Genomic DNA, 17,378 nt, shown 5'->3' on the forward strand with positions numbered 1-17,378 from the left:
AAGGTCAAAAATACGATAGTTTCATTTTTAAAAAAGTATTTTTGTCCATTATACCCACAGTTTGAAATCGATACTAGAACATATCAATTCACCGAAAGACCTAAAACCTTTAAATCAGGAAAATTTAAGGCAATTGGCTACTGAGCTACGTGAATTTATTATAGATATTGTTTCTGTAAAAGAAGGACATTTAGGTGCCAGTTTAGGCGTTGTGGAATTGACCATTGCACTACACTATGTATTCAACACCCCTATAGACAAGCTTATCTGGGATGTTGGTCACCAAGCATATGGACATAAAATACTGACCGGTAGAAAAGATATTTTTGACACCAACCGTCAATTTGGTGGTATTAGTGGATTTCCAAAAATGAAAGAAAGTGAGTTTGATGCTTTTGGTACAGGACATAGCTCAACTTCTATTTCAGCATTATTGGGAATGGCATTGGCGGCACAACTACAAGGAAAACCAGAAAGGCAACATATTGCAGTAATTGGCGATGCATCCATTGCAAGTGGCATGGCATTTGAGGGGTTAAACCATGCAGGAGAAACCAAAGCCAATATGTTGATTGTTTTAAATGATAATGCCATGGGAATCGATCCAAGCGTTGGTGCATTGAAGAAATACTTGACCAATGTAAAAACCGGATCTGCTAAAGAAGAGAACATTTTTGAATGCCTTAATTTCCATTATACCGGTCCGGTAGACGGTCATGATTTGCCATCCTTAATCAAAGAATTGGAAATTTTAAAGCATGTTGATGGTCCTAAACTTTTACATGTTATTACTACAAAGGGCAAAGGGCTGCAAAAAGCAGAGGAAAATCAAGTAACCTACCATGCACCTGGTAAGTTCAACAAGCAAACGGGAGAGTTGCAAAGGAAAAATGCCGCTCTTGAACCTCCAAAATTTCAAGATGTTTTTGGAAAGACCATAGTGGAACTGGCATTAAAAAATGAAAAAATTGTGGGTATTACGCCTGCCATGCCAACAGGTAGTTCTTTAAAATATATGATGGCCACAATTCCAGAAAGAGCCTACGACGTAGGTATAGCCGAACAGCATGCCGTTACCCTGGCTGCCGGTATGGCCACTGATGGTATGGTTGTTTTCTGCAATATCTACTCTACCTTTTTACAACGTGCATATGACCAGGTAATCCATGATGTGGCCTTGCAAAATTTACCTGTAATTTTCTGTTTGGATCGCGCAGGTTTAGTGGGCGAAGACGGACCAACACACCATGGTGTTTATGATATCTCTTATTTAAGATGCATACCTAACCTTGCTATTTTTTCCCCATTGAACGAAGAAGAGCTAAGAAATATAATGTATACCGCTCAGTTAGGGTTAGACCACCCAATTGCCATTAGATATCCACGAGGTAGGGGAAAAATGTTGAACTGGCAATTACCTATGAAAAAACTTCCCATAGGTAAAGCCGTAGCATTAAAGAAAGGACATAAAATTGCTATTCTAAGCACCGGACCTATAGGCAATATGATATCTGAAATGATAGAAGAATTGAATCAACCCGATGCTATAGCGCATTACAACTTTCCTTTTATAAAGCCTCTGGACAACAAGTTATTAAAAGAAATAATTTCAAAATTTGAACATATCATCACCTTAGAGGACGGCGCGGCGATTGGCGGATTTGGCAGTGCAGTGTTAGAATTTGCAAATAATATTGGAATCCATAAAATAATTAAGATATTTGGAGTTCCTGATTTCTATATCACCCATGGAGCTACAGAAAAACTCTACAAGGAAGCAGGAATAGATAAGATGTCCGTAAAACAATATGTACAACAGTTTCTATGAAAAGAATCGCTTTTAAACCTTATTACCTTTTACTACCCGCATTTCTTTTGTTGATCCAATTTTCTCATGGTCAAGATACTATACCGGCACCTATTATTGTTGACAGTGTAACCATTGATAGTATTGCGGTAGACACCATTGTAATCAGAAGGACCGTAGATAAAATTTACTCTCCAAGAAAAGATGTAAACCTACAGATACCCAACATAGATTTTAAAAAAACCAAAACACTTCAAAAGGGATTTCAACGTTTTAGAGTACCTTCTTTCTGGGAAACTGAAAATAGTTTTGGTATCAATATCAGTGAAGTAGCCTTTGTGAATTGGAATGCCGGTGGTGATAACGCCATAAGTGGTCTAGGATTTCTAAAATTTGCCAGAAAATACAAGTTCAGTAACTTTCAATGGGAAAACAATTTAGAATTACGCTACGGTTTAAATGCACAAGAAGGGCAAAAACTAAGAAAAACCGAAGATGTCATAAGATTAACCTCTAATCTAGGCTTTAAAAAAGACAATACCAGCAGGTGGTTCTACTCGGTACAATTAAACTTTAATACCCAATTTTCCAACGGTTACAAGTACCCAGATAGAGATACGCCTATATCAAGATTTATGGCTCCGGGTTACTTACTATTTGGTGCGGGTACATCATATATTACCAAAGACGAAAAATTTAACCTGTATCTATCTCCTTTAACCCAAAAATCAACTTTTGTTTTAGATCAAGACTTGGCAGATAATGGTGCCTTTGGTGTGGAAGAAGCAGAATTAGATGCTGATGGCAACGTTATTACTCCTGGGGAAAATCACTTATTGGAAATTGGTATTCTTATTACCAATAATTTCAATTATAATATTGCCGACAATATTGAGTTGAAAAGTAGGCTGAACCTCTATACCGATTATATTAAGAGTTTTGGAAACGTTGATGTTGATTGGGAATTAACCCTGAACATGAAGGTGAACAAATTTATTAGTACAAGCTTAGGCACCCAAATGATCTATGATGACGATATTCTTTTTGACGTAGTCAAAAATGATAACGGAACCATTGTTGACCCTGGAACACCCAAAATACAGTTTAAGCAAGTATTGGGCGTAGGTTTACTATACGGCTTCTAAAGAGTCTTGCCTTTTATTTTATTATGCATATGCACTGCGGCACTATCAGAAAGACTAGCCACGTAGCAACAAGTATTTAAAACAATTTGATATAATGATGCGTCTGTTTGCTGGTAAAAACCCGGTAAGGTCCTTAAAATGAGTTTGTGATAATTAGATGCCGTATTGTACTTTTTACCGATAAGCGCATCAATATACACATCTAAAATATCTGAAATAATGGTATAGCCGGCAATCTCTTTCTCTACCACTTCTTGCGATTGATATATTTTTTGAACGCTTAAGCTAATGATATCTTCAATTTGGGCCTTAAATTTACTTTTGTCCAATAAGGATACTTCAAAAGTACCGTTCATAATACTATCTTCATGTTCTATGAATATAGAGACAGCATCTTGTATTAAGGTGTTTATAGCCAAGGCCCGCAGATAACTAAGCCTATCTTCCATATACTCCAATGAATTATACTTCTTGGTATTTATAGTATCCTTAACCAATTTTATCAGGTATTCCAAAGCATAATCTTCAGAAATCAAACCTAAATTAATACCGTCTTCAAAATCAATTATCGTGTAACAAATGTCATCTGCGGCTTCTACCAAAAAGGTTAAAGGGTGCCTACCATAAGCAACGGAACCGTTTAGACTTCTGGCAGGTAAACCTAAATCTTTGGCAACTTCATCAAATATGCTTTTCTCACTTTGAAAAAATCCAAATTTCTTATCGCAAATGTGTTTGGAAGGTTTCTTGGGCAAAGATTCTTTAGGGTACTTCATAAATGCCCCTAAAGTGGCATAGCTTAAACGCAGACCCCCGGACACTCCTGCCCTATCTTGGGTCAATAATCTAAATCCGTTTGCGTTACCTTCAAAGTCGATAATATCTTGGTATTCTACCGCCGTAAACTGTTCTTTAAATTTTAGTCCGTTTCCAGTCTTAAAATATTCTCCTATTGCTTTTTCCCCACTATGGCCAAAGGGAGGATTTCCAATATCATGTGCCAAGGCGGCCGCAGCGACTATAGCTCCAAAATCATTGAATTGGTAACCATGCACTTCTTTTAAATGCGGATGTTTCTCTATGATTTTTTTCCCCGCTAACCTACCTAAGCTTCTTCCAACAACAGATACTTCTAAACTATGGGTCAGTCTTGTATGAACGAAATCAGTTTTAGATAGCGGAATAACTTGGGTCTTATCTTGAAGACTTCTAAAAGCGGATGAAAAGATGATACGATCATAATCAACATCGAACCCTAACCTAGTTTCATCTTGTTCATTTCTTAATCGTTTATTTTTATCGCCTTGTCTGCGTAAAGAAAGTAATTGCTCCCAATTCATTTTAACCCATTATTTACAAGCCGCAAGATACGGCATTTACTACTTTTTAGCTTTTGAATTATGACACAACTAAGTCATTATATACTAGAATCTTAACCTTTAAAATACGTATTCATAATTCTTAGGTAACATTTTCTTAACCTTGAGTGCCTTTCTTTGCGCGAGAATCTAAACAACCGATGAAAAAAGTATTTGTTCTATTTGCCCTAGTGATAACTTCCTTGTCATTTGCACAAGAGACCAGCTCTATTAAAGGTAAAATTTTGGACGGTGAGTTCTATAACGAGCCTTTATTAATGGCTTCCGTATCTTTGGACGATACCACTATTTCTACACAAACCAACTTTAGAGGTAACTTTGAATTCAATGATATTGCCCCTGGCAAGCACAATATTCTTGTTCAATTCATGGGATACGAACCTATGCGTCTAGAGATTTTGGTAAAAGAAGGGGAACAGGCTACAATTTTAGAAACACTTTATGCCAAAAGTTTACCAATGCCTTCTTCTACTAAAGTAAGTTCCGCATCTGCCGAGACGGAAACCGCATTGGAGTTGGCAGTAAATAAGACCAAGTAATATTAGCACATTTTTCTAATCGATTTTTATTCTTTAAAAATTGACCAATACGTGCTTTTAAAAATCCATTTCAAAAGAAAAGTAGTATTTTCATCAACAAAACTTGGTTTCTTTGAAAGTATTAATCATCATTGCATGAAATACGATTTTAACTTCATAACCTTATGTTAACCTGAATGATAATTTATAGTATCATTTTTGTTCCTTATTTAATTTTTTGATGGGCGAGAACATATATTTATTCATGATTATTGCATTGGCCGTACTGGCCATAACCGATTTAATTGTAGGTGTTAGTAATGATGCCGTCAACTTTTTAAATTCAGCAATAGGTTCAAAAGCAATTTCCTTTAAAACTATAATGATCGTTGCCAGTGTTGGTATAGCCTTTGGCGCAATATCATCTAGTGGCATGATGGAAGTTGCCAGAAAAGGAATCTTTAATCCGTCAGAATTTGTGTTTGCAGAAATCATGATCGTCTTTATGGCCGTTATGATTACGGATATATTATTATTGGATTTTTTCAATACCCTTGGTATGCCCACATCAACAACAGTTTCCATTGTTTTTGAACTATTGGGTGCGGCCGTAGCAATATCGCTTGTTAAAATATATTCTGGCGATGGTAATATTACACATTTAACCGACTATATAAATACAGATAAGGCCACCGAAATTATCATTGGAATCCTATTATCGGTCGTCATTGCTTTTACCATTGGTGCCATTGTTCAATTTTTTACAAGGGTTTTAATATCCTTTAAATTCAACGAAAAGCCAAAGTGGGTAGGTGCAATCTTTGGTGGTATGGCCATCACTGCGATTATATATTTCATATTGATCAAAGGTCTTAAAGGCACTTCGATCATTAGTCCTGAGGCAGCTATGTTCATTGCCGAAAATCCAGAATTATTTCTCTTAGGAAATTTCGCTTTATGGTTTGTACTGTCTTGGGCAGCAACCACTTTTCTGAAGTGGAATATTTATACTGTAATTATCATTTTAGGAACTTTTGCCCTGGCCATGGCGTTTGCAGGTAACGATTTGGTAAACTTTATTGGGGTTCCATTGGCTGCTTATGAATCTTTTTTAAGTTGGTCAGAATCTGGTCAATTAGCTTCAGAATACAATATGAAAGGACTTGCGGTCGCTGTACAGACACCAACGTATCTTTTACTGGCATCTGGTATAATAATGGTGGTTACGCTATGGTTTTCATCTAAAGCAAAAAATGTTGTAAAGACTAGCGTGGATCTTTCTAGACAAGATGAAGGGGAAGAGCGTTTTGAGCCCAATTACCTGTCTAGGCAAATTGTTAAATTCTCCATTAAAGCTTCAGAAAATTTAAACGGATTAATTCCCGTAGCAATTCAAAATAGAATCAACGAACAATTTATTAAGCCAACTTCATATGCCCAAAAAGCAAAAGCTAAAGACCAGCCTGCTTTTGATCTAATTAGAGCTTCGGTAAATCTAATGGTTGCCAGTGTATTGATCTCTTTGGCTACATCGTTAAAACTACCATTATCTACAACCTACGTAACGTTTATGGTTGCTATGGGTACATCTTTGGCAGATAGGGCTTGGGGATCGGAAAGTGCGGTATATAGAGTTGCGGGTGTGCTTAATGTTATAGGCGGATGGTTCTTTACCGCCATTGTAGCTTTTGTTGCGGCTGCGATCATTGCTTATGTTATACATTTAGGAGGTATTTGGGCAATAGGAGCCTTATTGATTTTTGCCTTTATCTTAATTGGCAAGAACTACTTATCACACACTAAAAAATTAAAGGAAACCAAAGAAGAGGAAATCTTACAACGTGCAGAAAGCAGTTCTATTCAAGGGGTTATTGAGGAAAGCGCCAAGAATATTGCAAACGTTGTTAAAAGAGCCAACAAAATATACTCGAACTCCATTAACGGACTTGCGAAACAAGACTTAAGCTCTCTTCATAAAAACAAAAAGCAAGGCGCCAAATTGGCCAACGAAATTGAAGATCTAAGAAACCACACCTTCTATTTTATTAAAAATTTGGAAGAAGCACATATAGGTGCCAGTAATTTCTATATAAATGCCATGGGTCACTTGACAGATATTTCACAATCATTGGAATATATTGGTAAGGTAAGTCACAAGCACGTTAACAATAACCATAAAAAATTAAAGTATAATCAAATCAAGGAACTGAAGCAAATAGATATTAAACTTGCCGAAATTCTGGATAATACCTATCATGCTTTTGACGAAAGATCATTTGAGAAAATAGGTAACATTCTTAATAACAAACAAGAATTATATGATTTGGTATCCCAAAAGATAAGCCTTCAGGTTGAGCGCACCAGGTCAGAAGAATCCAGTCCTAAAAACACTACGCTATATTTTACTATCTTACTAGAGACTAAAGATTTGATGACGGCGACCATGAACCTTCTAGAGCTATATTACAAGGAACATGATGCCGATGTTAAACCGGCAACATTAGACTAAAGGAGATACACTTTAAACAACACGTTTTATGAAATATGTTTTGCTATCCGTTTTCTTGCTACACGGGGTATTAAATTATGCTCAAGAAATTACAGGAACTCAGTTATTAGAACGCGCCATTGCCTATCATGACCCAGAAAATAACTGGTCTAGTTTTAAAGGTAAAATGCTCATTGAAATGGAAAACCCTAAAAGCAGTCCACGTAGCACTGTTATTGAAATGAAGCTGCCTCACAACTATTTTAAATCTACAGTTAAAAAAGACAATTACACTATTGAATCTGAATTGGACAATGGTGAATGTACATTGAAATTGAACGGCAGTACTTCTATATTCCCAAAGATTAAGGATAGCTTGAATATTAGCTGTGATCGCGCTAAGATGATGAAAAACTATTATACCTATCTATATGGTCTTCCTATGAAATTGAAAGATCCGGGTACTATAATAGATAATAACGTAGTTAAGAAGACTTTTAAGGGAAAGGAGTATTTAGTATTAAAAGCCACGTATGAAAAAGAAGTAGGTAATGATACTTGGTATTTTTACTTTGACCCTAAAACCTACGCCATGGAGGTATATCAGTTCTTTCATGATGAAAGTAAAAATGATGGCGAGTACATTCTACTTTCAGAGATGATTACGGTAAACGGCATTAAAATTCCTAAAGTACGTGCATGGTATTATAATAAAGGTGATGTATACCTAGCTACCGATAACCTACGTAAAGCGAATTCACTATAATTATATAGTGATATACTAAATTCAGTATATTCTCAGTTATTGAATGAACCCTAATTCATTCTTAGCATGAGAAAAAGTCATTATATACTACTGATACTGGTTATTACCCTAGTTCTTTTTGATATTGACCCTATGTATGCCGGACCTGGCGGAACTGTGGTGAAGGCAATTTTTAAGACCTGGTGGGGAAAAGTACTTTTAAGCATTATTGGAATTATATTTTTTCCTCTTACTATCTACGTTTATTTCAGGGAATATTTTGCCGTTAAAAACTGTAAAAAAGAATTATTGGAATTAGGCAAAAGAAATAAAGATTTCTCTTGGCTCAATTTAGATAAGAATGTACGTAATATTTTCAATAGGGTGTATATCGCATGGAATAATCAAGACTTAAAAGAAGCCTCTAGCTACATTAGTCATTGGTACTGGCAAAATCAGCAATTGGTGCATTTGGACGAATGGAAAAAAGAAAACCTAAGGAATGTTTGTAAAGTAGATGGTATAAAATCTGTTAAACCATTATATCTTGAGATTTCAGAAGATGAAGGTCTAGAAGGATCAAGAATTGCCTTTCTAATTACTGCCAATATTATGGATTATCTAAAAGATATTGACACCCATAAGATTGTTCAGGGTAGTAGTAAATTTGATGAAGAAGAAAAAATTTGGGTAATGGAATATACTAATGGACAATGGGTACTGGACGATATTCAGGACGGGCAACTTTCCCTAGCATTCGCCAAAACCAAAAATATAATTCCAGCAAACATAGCGCCAGCGAGTTAATAATTGGGATTCTTGGGGTACTATCTATAAAAATTCATTTCATCCATATATTTCCAAACCTCTAGTGGTAATAATGGCTTAATGTTTTTACCGTTTTTATGTTCCTTTCGTATAAACGTGGAAGAGATTTCCATAATAGGAGCATTTACCCGATGTATCTTTTCATGGTCTTGAAATTGATGCTCTATAGCACCTTCTGAAATTCTAGGGTACACATAAATGTTATGCAGATCTAAAATAGCCTCATAATTCTTCCATTTATGCAGCCCTTTTAAATTATCCTCACCCATTATCAACGAGAATTCATATCCATTTGGATACTTTTCTCCCAAATGAACAAGTGTATTTATCGTGTAATTCGGTTGGGGTAAGTTAAATTCAATATTACTAGGTTTTAACCTATCGTACTCTTTTGTGGCTTCATATACCATCTCGAATCTTTGATGGTTATCTAAAAGCGTTTTCTTGGTCTTAAACGGACTTTGTGGGGTTACTACGAACCAAACCTCATCCAAATCAGAAAACTCCACCATATGGTTCGCAATGACTAAATGACCAATATGAATAGGGTTAAAGGTACCAAAGTATAATCCTACCTTCTTCATAACATACTAGTCTTTGTCTTCAGAAACAAAATCTGCTACTAGATCCACCGCTTCTTTTAGAGCCACATCAAGATCATAATTTTTAATAATCTTATCAAATTGAGGTGCCGTCGCCAATTCTACCGATGCCTTTGCAATACGCATGTTAATTTTGTCTTCACTCTCGGTACTGCGTTTCTTAAGCCTTATTTTAAGCTCATCAACACTAGGGGGTTTTACAAAAACCGCCAAGGTCTGTTCAGGAAATTTCTTTTTAATACGTAATCCGCCAACAACATCAATATCAAAAATAACGTTCTTGCCTTCTGCCCATAAACGTTCTACCTCACTTTTAAGCGTACCATAGAAATTATCCCTGTAAACTTCTTCCCACTCCAGAAAATCATCATTTTTAATATGATTCTTAAATTCTGAAACCGACATAAAATAATAATGCTCCTTATTTTTTTCTTTCCCCCTTCTTGGGCGTGACGTCGCAGAGACCGAAAAAGCCAAATTCAGCTCTGGTTGCGCCAATAAATGCCGAACAATGGTAGTTTTGCCACTACCCGATGGCGCAGAAAAAATGATTAGTTTACCGCCTTTCATCTATAATACGTTTAACATTTGTTCTTTGATTTTCTCTAGCTCATCTTTCATTTGCACCACAAGCTGTTGCATTGGGGCAAAGTTGGCCTTAGACCCAATAGTATTGATCTCACGACCTATTTCCTGAGAAATAAACCCTAATTTTTTACCATTACTATCATTTGAACGTAATGTTTTACTAAAATAATCCAAGTGATTGGCTAGCCGAACTTTTTCTTCGGTGATGTCGTATTTTTCTAGGTAATAAATAAGCTCTTGCTCAAACCTATTTGCATCAACATCAGCTTTTATATCTTGTACCGCCTTTTCTAATCGCTCACGTATTGTTGCCTGTCTATCTGGGTCAATTGCGATCACCTCTTCCAACAATTTTTCCAAAGAAGCTATTCTATCTAAAAAATCCTTTTCTAAAACACTGCCTTCTTCGGATCTAAATTCATTGATCTCTTTTAAAGCACCTATTAAAGCTTCCTTTATGGCTTTATACTCCTCTTCATCAATATCTTCCTTATCTGTCTTCATGGCATCGGGAAAACGCAATGCCATTTCCAATAATCTAAGATCATCACCAGAAGCTATATTCTTTAATTGATTCATGTATTGCTTAACCGCTATTTCATTTACCTGAGTAGAGGTTTCATTACCGGTAAGTTCCACGTACAAGTTAAAATCCACCTTTCCACGTAACAAAGAATTAGCTACCAACTTTCTAAGTTCTAACTCTTTTTCACGATAACTGGAGGGCATACGCGCATTTAAATCAATACTCTTACTGTTAAGTGATTTGATTTCAACGGTAATCTTTTTATTAGGTAACTGAACTACATGCTTACCGAAACCGGTCATGGATTGAATCATAAATTCATTTTAAGATTAAGACAAAGGTAAGGTAATTGAAAAATCTAATGTAAAACCTATTACCATACATACGTAAAGAAGGAGTAAACAAAAGCGAACTCTTGTTTACTCCTCAATAATAAATTATTTGTTTTATAGCTCCCTAACCCAAATATTACGGAAACTTACGCGACTATCGTCGCCATGATCTTGTAACATTAAAGGTCCCTTGCCATGTGGTGGGTTTTTTGGCCATCCAATATATGGCGTAGTACCTTTTAGTTCAACATGGTCTTGAACCAACACGCCATTATGTATTACCGTGATATCGCCAGATTTTATTTTACCGCCATCTTTATTGAATACCGGTGCGTGATAAATAATATCATAAGTATTCCATTCCCCTGTTGGCACAGAAGCCATAGCCAATGGCACGTGTTGTTTGTATATAGAAGCTACTTGCCCATTTACATAGGTTGGGTTATCATTTTGATCCAATACCTGTACTTCATAAATACCATTTAAAAACACACCGCTATTGGCTCTATTTTGCCCTTCTCTCTGTACGGGTAATGGAGATTTCCATTCTATATGCAATTGTACATCTCCAAAATTTTGCTTGGTCTGTATGTTTCCGGTCTTATCATTTACCGTCATACTGCCATCTTTGTTCAAGTGCCATTTAGCAGCCGTACTATCATTTGTACTTATCCAATTATTTAAGTCAGTACCATTAAAAAGCACAATGGCATCACTTGGGGCAGACCCAACCCCGCCAGGTTTAACAACAGGCACTTTGGGTTCATAGAATTCAGTTTCTTCGGGTTTTGTAGGCTCCTCGCCCATATACTCATCATAAACGATCACACTATCTTTAGCCTGCATAGTTTCTACAACATCGGTAGATACTTTTTCTTGGCAAGACACCAAAACCAAAATAGCCCCCAACATCATTAAAGTGTTATTCTTTCTCATAACCTAATGCTATTAAAGTTGTTTAATTTTAATATTTCTAAAAGACACTACATTGTGGTGGTCTTGCAAACCAATTTTACCAGTGGTATACTTTCCAAATCCGTCCCATCCGGCAAATTTAGATTTTGCAACCATAGCGTCCCATTCATCGTTAGCTACCGGAAAAGTTACCATTTCTTCACCGTTCAAAGTAACACTACCCTTATGCTCTTTATGGTTCACCGTAATGACCATCGTATTCCATTCACCTACTGGTTTGGTTGCATCTTTGGCAGGGGCTACCATATCATACAAAGCTGATGCTTGGTGCGTTGTACCCGCTTTGGCATCTGGATGCTTATCGTTATCTAAAATTTGAATTTCGGGACCGGTTTGATAACCCGTACCAAATTTCTCATCTTCGCTTACACCCCAAAATACACCACTATTACCTGCTTCCGATATTTTCCAATTAAGTGTCAAAACAAAATCGGTATACTCTTTTCTGGTAACCAAATCATGGTTTTGTTGTTCTTCACCTTCCGCTGGTGGCGTATATACCAAGGCATCACCTTCAATTTTCCATGCATCACTTACGCCGTCAGTCTTAAACTCTTTCCACTGATCTAGCGAAGTACCGTCGAACAGTACTTCCCATTCATTTTCAACGACTTCAACTTCTTCTACTACTGTAGCGTTTACCGTTTCTTTCTTTTCTTGCTTACACGACATCATTGCCAATAAACAAGTGGCACTTACCAATAACTTCTTCATTTATCCTCTTTTTTAAAGTCCTAACATTTTCTTCAACATTTCCTTATCTATTTCCGCACCGGCAAAATCATCAAAGGTCTTCTCAGTAGCCTCAATAATATGGTCCGAAATAAATTTAGCCCCTTCACGAGCACCTTGCTCCGGACTCTTAATACAGCATTCCCATTCCATTACTGCCCAAACATCACATCCGTATTGCGTCAACTTAGAAAAGATGGTCTTGAAATCTATCTGTCCATCACCCAAAGAGCGATATCTACCAGCTCTATCTCCCCAATCATTAAATCCACCAAACGCACCTTTCTTACCTGTTGGGTTAAATTCTGAATCCTTTACATGAAAAGATTTTATAAATTCATGGTAATGATCTATATAGGTGATGTAATCTAACTGCTGCAATACAAAATGGCTTGGATCATAAAGAATATTAACCCTTTTATGATTTCCTGTAGCCTCTAAAAAACGTTCAAAAGTATCGCCATCGTGTAAATCTTCTCCCGGGTGAATTTCATAACATACATCTACACCTTCTTTATCAAAATGATTTAAGATCGGCAACCATCTATTTGCCAATTCTTCAAAACCCATTTCCACTAAACCGGCTGGTCTTTGTGGCCATGGGTGCATAGTATGCCATAGTAACGACCCAGAAAAAGTTGCGTGTGCGTTCAACCCTAATCTTCTACTGGCCGTAGCGGCTTTTTTAACCGTTTCTACTGCCCACTCTGTTCTTGCCTTTGCATTGCCACGTACATTATCGGGCGCAAAAGAATCGAACATAAGGTCATACGCAGGGTGTACCGCTACCAATTGACCTTGCAGGTGTGTTGAAAGTTCTGTGATTTCTAAGCCATATGAGTTTACTTTTCCCTTTAGCTCATCGCAATAGGTCTGACTTTCGGCCGCCTTGTCCAAATCGATTAGGAAACTTTCCCATGTAGGAATCTGAATGCCTTTGTAACCAAGGTCAGATGCCCATTTACACATTCCGTCAAGGGTGTTGAAAGGGGCTTTGCTGTCTACAAACTGTGCCAAAAATACGGCTGGTCCTTTGATTGTTTTCATAAAAATTTACTGTCTGTTGTTTGATTTAGTTGTTGAAAAAGACACATTAAATGCATCAATTTATCTTATATTTAAGAATTGAATAGTGTTCTTCTCAATACTTTAAAGATTTGCTATAAATATAGGGAATACCATCAGAAAAAGATAAAAATTGAAGCATGAATCAAGATGAAATATTCGACGCAATCGTGGTCGGCACAGGAATAAGTGGTGGCTGGGCCGCTAAGGAATTAACAGAGAAGGGCTTAAAAACACTTGTCTTGGAACGTGGCCCTATGGTGAAGCATATTGAAGACTATCCTACCATGCATGATGACCCTTGGGATTACCCGTTAAAAGGTCAACTTTCTAAAGAAGATGAAGAAAAATACCATGTTCAAAAACGGGTAAATTGGGCACCTACAGAAGATTCTAAACATTTTTTTGTCAATGACCTGGAACACCCTTATGTAGAGACCAAACGTTTTGATTGGATACGTGGATATCAAGTAGGCGGCAGATCACTTACCTGGGGTCGACAAAGTTACCGTTGGAGCGATATTGATTTTGAAGCCAACAAAAAAGAAGGTATTGGCGTAGACTGGCCCGTAAGATATAAGGATATTGCTCCTTGGTACGATAAAGTTGAAGAATATATAGGTGTAAGCGGTGAGGCCTTAGGGTTAGATGTGTTACCTGACGGAATTTTTCAACCTGCCATGAAATTAAATTGTGTAGAAGAGGATTTTAAAAACAACGTTGCAGAAAAATTCGAAGACGGAAGATTGATTACCATAGGTAGGGCTGCACACATTACCGATCCCAATGCCACTTTTGAAGGTCGTGGTACTTGCCAAAACAGAGATCGTTGTTGGCGCGGCTGCCCATTTGGCGGTTATTTCAGTAGTAACTCATCAACATTACCGGCAGCGGAACGAACCGGAAATATGACCCTTAGACCAAACTCTATAGTGTATGAGGTTATCTATGATGATAATACAAAAAAAGCAACAGGCGTAAAAATTATAGATGCAGAAACAAATGAGAAAATTGAATTTAAGGCAAAGGTGATTTTTCTATGCGCATCTGCAATGGCATCGGTCGGTATTCTATTACAATCCAAATCCAAGCGCTTCCCGAACGGATTAGGAAACGATTCTGATGCTTTGGGAAGAGGAATCATGGACCACCATTATAAATTAGGTGCTACGGCAAAAGTTGATGGCTACCTAGACAAATACTATAAAGGAAGGCGAGCCAACGGGTTTTACATACCACGTTTTGTAAACTTGAACGAAAAAACAAAACGGAATGGATATTTACGAGGTTTTGGCTACCAAGGCACGGCCAGCAGGGGAGATTGGTCAAAAGAAATTGGAGAACTTTCATATGGTAAAGACTTAAAGGAGTCTGTATTGAAACCAGGTCGCTGGACCATTGGCGTAACGGGATTTGGTGAATTTTTACCCTATGATGATAATAGAGTAACCCTAAGCCCTACCGAAAAGGACAAATGGGGTTTACCTCAACTAGCTTTTGATGTAGAGTTTAAAGAAAACGAGTATAATATGCGTGAAGACATCAAAAAAGAGATTGTTACCATGTTCAAAGCTGCAGGCTTTAAAGATGTAGCTTCTTATGAAGAGTCTAGCGGACCAGGTTTGGGCATTCACGAAATGGGTGGCGCCAGAATGGGGCACAGCGCAAAGACCTCCATAATCAACAAGAACAACCAAGTACATTTAGTACCTAATGTGTATGTAACGGATGGCGCTTTTATGTCTTCGTCTAGTTGTGTAAACCCATCTTTGACCTATATGGCATTTACTGCCAGAGCTGCAAACCATGCAGCCGAACAATTAAAAGAAGGTAAATTTTCTTGATACTGAAATTTATTATAAAGAATAGCGTTTACTACAAACTATACATTACAGAAAATATTAATCTATGGAGAATGCATCGGCAAGAAACATGTGGGGAAGTTATTTAAAAAACCACTTGGAAGACGTTTTTCACGAAACGCCTAAAACTATGTATTTTGGCGACAATGAAACCAACGCCAATGAGAATGCCAATTTAATTAAAACCGGTGTTAAAAAAGCGATTACACATTCTTTGTTAGGCCTACAAAACCGTCATGAACCCTTACCTAAAATAGGAGACTACATTGTGGTAACCAATTATAGTGGTGAAGCACAATGCATAGTTGCTACCACGGCAGTTACAATTAAACCTTATTTTAGTATTGATTCGGCTTACGCCCAACTTGAAGCAAACGGGGATAAAACGTTAGAGTACTGGAAAAAATACCATTGGGATCTTTTCAGTAGAGAGTTGCAAAAATTCAATAGGGAACCTAAGGAAAGTATGATCGTTGTCTGTCAAGAATTTAAAATGGTACATTCCTAGTTTTTCATTTTACAACATAAAAAAGAGCCGCAAAATGCGGCTCTTTTATTTTCTACTATATAATGGATTAGTTTTCTAGAGCTACCCAATTATTACCGCTTTTGTGCGATTCTACAGTGGCTTCTATGAAATTCATACCGCGAACACCATCTGCCATGGTGGGGAACTCGCCATCATTGTAATCTTCTCCTCTAATGGCCTTTGCAACACCTTTGTAAATATTTGCCATAGAATCAAATATACCTTCAGGATGACCTGCTGGCAATTTTGTTCCGTCTAATGATAATTCAGAGTTATAGGCATGACCAGGCTTATAAACTTGCGTAGGTTCCGTATCACTTAATTTATATAAAAAATTAGGTCGTTCTTGCTCCCATCTAAATGCTCCTTTTTCACCATAAATAGCAATAGCCAAACCATTTTCCTCACCTGTGGCCACCTGGCTACCTCTAATAACACCTTTTACATGATCTCCCATACGAATAAGTACGGTACCATCAACATCCATTTGATTGTCTTCGTATAGGTAATTGAAATCACAAAGTAGCTCTTTAACTTTTAATCCGGTAGTATATTCTACCATATTAAAAGCATGAACACCTATATCACCCATACAAGAACTAATACCTGCTTTTTTAGGATCCAATCTCCAAACTGAAGATCTTTTCTCTTTATCATGTATAATGGTATTGATCCACCCTTGGTAATAAACGGCATCAACCTTATGTATTTTACCCAAAGCACCTGCTTTGATCATTTCACGCATTTGACGTACCATTGGGTATCCGGTATACGTATGTGTCAAAGCAAAAACAGTACCTGCTTTGGCATGTGCTTTTTGTAAATCCTTTGCTTCTTCTAACGTTGTGGTCATTGGCTTTTCGCAAATAACGCTAAAACCATTGTCCAATAACTTCTTTGCCATTGGGTAATGCAAGAAATTTGGTGTTAGAACAGAGCATACCTGTATACGCTCATCTTCAGGCAATTTCAACTCCTCTTCTATAAGGGTGTCAAAATCTTTGTATATTCTATTTAAGGGTACATCTATTTCCTTTGCAAATGCAATACTGGCATCATGATCTGGATTGAACACAGCACCTGTAATTTGGTAATTGTCATTAATAAAAGAAGCTACTCTATGTAAAACTCCTATAAGTGAATCTCCTCCTCCACCTAATATTCCTAATCGTATTTTCTTTGGCATTTTTGTTGTTGTTTAAATTGAAAATAATATTTACTAAAATTTGTTGGATTACTATTATCTATTTTGAAATA

Annotated in this window: 16 protein-coding genes; 8 read left to right on the forward strand and 8 right to left on the reverse strand. The window is 36.9% G+C overall.

Annotated elements, in window-relative coordinates:
- Nucleotides 1–61 precede the first annotated feature (61 nt).
- Nucleotides 62–1,828 (forward strand): 1-deoxy-D-xylulose-5-phosphate synthase, encoded by a 1,767-nt coding sequence (locus CSC80_RS05330; protein ID WP_099190305.1) that lies wholly within the window; start codon nt 62–64, stop codon nt 1,826–1,828.
- Nucleotides 1,825–2,952 (forward strand): DUF3078 domain-containing protein, encoded by a 1,128-nt coding sequence (locus CSC80_RS05335; RefSeq protein ID WP_099190307.1) that lies wholly within the window; start codon nt 1,825–1,827, stop codon nt 2,950–2,952. The genes CSC80_RS05330 and CSC80_RS05335 overlap by 4 nt, the downstream gene beginning before the upstream one ends.
- Here the strand turns inward: CSC80_RS05335 and CSC80_RS05340 are convergent.
- A complete protein-coding gene (locus CSC80_RS05340; protein WP_099190309.1) occupies nt 2,949–4,292 on the reverse strand; it encodes a deoxyguanosinetriphosphate triphosphohydrolase in 1,344 nt (447 codons plus the stop codon). The two genes, CSC80_RS05335 and CSC80_RS05340, sit on opposite strands and share 4 nt — an antisense overlap.
- A gap of 179 nt (nt 4,293–4,471) precedes the next feature.
- Here CSC80_RS05340 and CSC80_RS05345 point away from each other — a divergent pair, with 179 nt between their 5' ends.
- The 4 genes from CSC80_RS05345 to CSC80_RS05360 all read left to right on the forward strand — a co-directional run bounded on the left by CSC80_RS05345 (nt 4,472) and on the right by CSC80_RS05360 (nt 8,889).
- Nucleotides 4,472–4,870 carry a carboxypeptidase-like regulatory domain-containing protein gene (locus CSC80_RS05345; RefSeq protein WP_099190311.1) on the forward strand — a complete coding sequence of 133 codons (399 nt, stop codon included), beginning with the start codon at nt 4,472–4,474 and terminating at the stop codon, nt 4,868–4,870.
- A gap of 220 nt (nt 4,871–5,090) precedes the next feature.
- Entirely contained in the window at nt 5,091–7,358 is a 2,268-nt protein-coding gene (locus CSC80_RS05350; RefSeq protein ID WP_058104387.1) for an inorganic phosphate transporter, read from the forward strand.
- A gap of 28 nt (nt 7,359–7,386) precedes the next feature.
- Nucleotides 7,387–8,103 carry a DUF6503 family protein gene (locus tag CSC80_RS05355; protein WP_091607632.1) on the forward strand — a complete coding sequence of 239 codons (717 nt, stop codon included), beginning with the start codon at nt 7,387–7,389 and terminating at the stop codon, nt 8,101–8,103.
- Between the two features lie 66 nt (nt 8,104–8,169).
- Nucleotides 8,170–8,889: a hypothetical protein gene (locus CSC80_RS05360; RefSeq protein ID WP_071340978.1), complete on the forward strand. Its 720-nt coding sequence runs from the start codon at nt 8,170–8,172 to the stop codon at nt 8,887–8,889.
- Nucleotides 8,890–8,909: 20 nt separating this feature from the next.
- Here CSC80_RS05360 and nadD read toward each other — a convergent pair whose 3' ends face one another.
- The 6 genes from nadD to CSC80_RS05390 form a co-directional block, all read right to left on the reverse strand.
- Complete coding sequence (gene nadD / locus CSC80_RS05365) at nt 8,910–9,494, reverse strand: nicotinate (nicotinamide) nucleotide adenylyltransferase (protein WP_099190313.1); 585 nt, start codon at nt 9,492–9,494, stop codon at nt 8,910–8,912.
- Nucleotides 9,495–9,500: 6 nt separating this feature from the next.
- Entirely contained in the window at nt 9,501–10,082 is a 582-nt protein-coding gene (gene gmk, locus CSC80_RS05370; RefSeq protein WP_071340976.1) for a guanylate kinase, read from the reverse strand.
- Nucleotides 10,083–10,940, reverse strand: a complete 858-nt coding sequence (locus tag CSC80_RS05375) for a YicC/YloC family endoribonuclease (protein ID WP_091607635.1) — start codon at nt 10,938–10,940, stop codon at nt 10,083–10,085.
- Between the two features lie 132 nt (nt 10,941–11,072).
- Nucleotides 11,073–11,894: a DUF1080 domain-containing protein gene (locus CSC80_RS05380; RefSeq protein ID WP_091607637.1), complete on the reverse strand. Its 822-nt coding sequence runs from the start codon at nt 11,892–11,894 to the stop codon at nt 11,073–11,075.
- A gap of 12 nt (nt 11,895–11,906) precedes the next feature.
- Nucleotides 11,907–12,647 carry a DUF1080 domain-containing protein gene (locus tag CSC80_RS05385; RefSeq protein ID WP_099190315.1) on the reverse strand — a complete coding sequence of 247 codons (741 nt, stop codon included), beginning with the start codon at nt 12,645–12,647 and terminating at the stop codon, nt 11,907–11,909.
- A gap of 12 nt (nt 12,648–12,659) precedes the next feature.
- The gene (locus CSC80_RS05390; RefSeq protein WP_058104395.1) at nt 12,660–13,712 is read right to left on the reverse strand and encodes a sugar phosphate isomerase/epimerase; all 1,053 of its coding nucleotides are present in this window, start codon (nt 13,710–13,712) and stop codon (nt 12,660–12,662) included.
- A gap of 158 nt (nt 13,713–13,870) precedes the next feature.
- Between CSC80_RS05390 and CSC80_RS05395 the strand changes: the two genes are divergently transcribed.
- Together CSC80_RS05395 and CSC80_RS05400 are read left to right on the forward strand one after the other, a co-directional pair.
- Entirely contained in the window at nt 13,871–15,574 is a 1,704-nt protein-coding gene (locus tag CSC80_RS05395) for a GMC family oxidoreductase (RefSeq protein ID WP_099190317.1), read from the forward strand.
- Between the two features lie 64 nt (nt 15,575–15,638).
- Nucleotides 15,639–16,100 (forward strand): ASCH domain-containing protein, encoded by a 462-nt coding sequence (locus tag CSC80_RS05400; protein WP_099190319.1) that lies wholly within the window; start codon nt 15,639–15,641, stop codon nt 16,098–16,100.
- A gap of 67 nt (nt 16,101–16,167) precedes the next feature.
- Here the strand turns inward: CSC80_RS05400 and CSC80_RS05405 are convergent, their stop codons facing one another.
- Complete coding sequence (locus CSC80_RS05405; RefSeq protein ID WP_058104398.1) at nt 16,168–17,307, reverse strand: Gfo/Idh/MocA family oxidoreductase; 1,140 nt, start codon at nt 17,305–17,307, stop codon at nt 16,168–16,170.
- Between the last annotated feature and the right edge of the window lie 71 nt (nt 17,308–17,378).

Source organism: Maribacter sp. 6B07 (assembly GCF_002700155.1).
Classification (GTDB): Bacteria; Bacteroidota; Bacteroidia; order Flavobacteriales; family Flavobacteriaceae; genus Maribacter; species Maribacter dokdonensis.